The organism is Streptococcus infantis, from assembly GCF_047460825.1.
Classification (GTDB): domain Bacteria; phylum Bacillota; class Bacilli; order Lactobacillales; family Streptococcaceae; genus Streptococcus; species Streptococcus infantis_V.
In genome coordinates, this window is sequence record NZ_JASHFO010000064.1 from 1 (window position 1) to 1,270 (window position 1,270).

The following is a 1,270-nucleotide window of genomic DNA, read 5'->3' on the forward strand; positions in this document are numbered from 1 at the left end:
CAGCAAGCACATCGGCTTCAGCAAGCACGTCAGCTTCAGCAAGCACGTCAGCTTCTGAATCAACATCAGCTTCAGCAAGCACATCAGCTTCTGAATCAACATCAGCTTCAGCAAGCACATCAGCTTCTGAATCAACATCAGCTTCAGCAAGCACATCAGCATCAGCAAGCACATCAGCTTCAGCAAGCACATCAGCTTCAGCAAGCACATCAGCTTCAGCAAGCACATCGGCTTCAGCAAGCACGTCAGCTTCTGAATCAACATCAGCTTCAGCAAGCACATCGGCTTCAGCAAGCACATCGGCTTCAGCAAGCACATCGGCTTCAGCAAGCACGTCAGCATCAGCAAGCACGTCAGCTTCTGAATCAACATCAGCATCAGCAAGCACATCAGCATCAGCAAGCACATCAGCATCAGCAAGCACATCAGCTTCAGCAAGCACGTCAGCTTCTGAATCAACATCAGCATCAGCAAGCACATCAGCTTCAGCAAGCACATCAGCATCAGCAAGCACGTCAGCTTCTGAATCAACATCAGCTTCAGCAAGCACGTCAGCTTCAGCAAGCACATCAGCTTCTGAATCAACATCAGCTTCAGCAAGCACATCAGCTTCTGAATCAACATCAGCTTCAGTAAGCACATCAGCTTCAGCAAGCACATCAGCTTCTGAATCAACATCAGCTTCAGCAAGCACATCAGCTTCAGCAAGCACATCAGCTTCAGCAAGCACATCAGCTTCAGCAAGCACGTCAGCTTCTGAATCAACATCAGCTTCAGCAAGCACATCAGCTTCAGCAAGCACATCAGCTTCTGAATCAACATCGGCTTCAGCAAGCACATCAGCTTCAGCAAGCACATCAGCTTCAGCAAGCACATCAGCTTCAGCAAGCACATCAGCTTCAGCAAGCACATCAGCTTCTGAATCAACATCAGCTTCAGCAAGCACATCAGCTTCAGCAAGCACATCAGCTTCAGCAAGCACGTCAGCTTCTGAATCAACATCAGCTTCAGCAAGCACATCAGCTTCAGCAAGCACATCAGCTTCAGCAAGCACATCAGCTTCAGCAAGCACATCAGCTTCAGCAAGCACATCAGCTTCAGAAAGCACGTCAGCTTCTGAATCAAGATCAACTTCTGAATCAACATCAGCTTCAGCAAGCACATCAGCTTCAGCAAGCACATCAGCTTCAGCAAGCACATCAGCTTCAGCAAGCACATCAGCTTCTGAATCAACATCAGCTTCAGCAAGCACATCAGCTTCAGCAAGCAC

1 pseudogene is annotated in these 1,270 nt (G+C 48.5%); it reads right to left on the reverse strand.

Annotated features, from left to right (window positions below):
* Positions 1–1,270, reverse strand: a pseudogene (locus QM911_RS09810) (hypothetical protein); the annotation flags it as partial.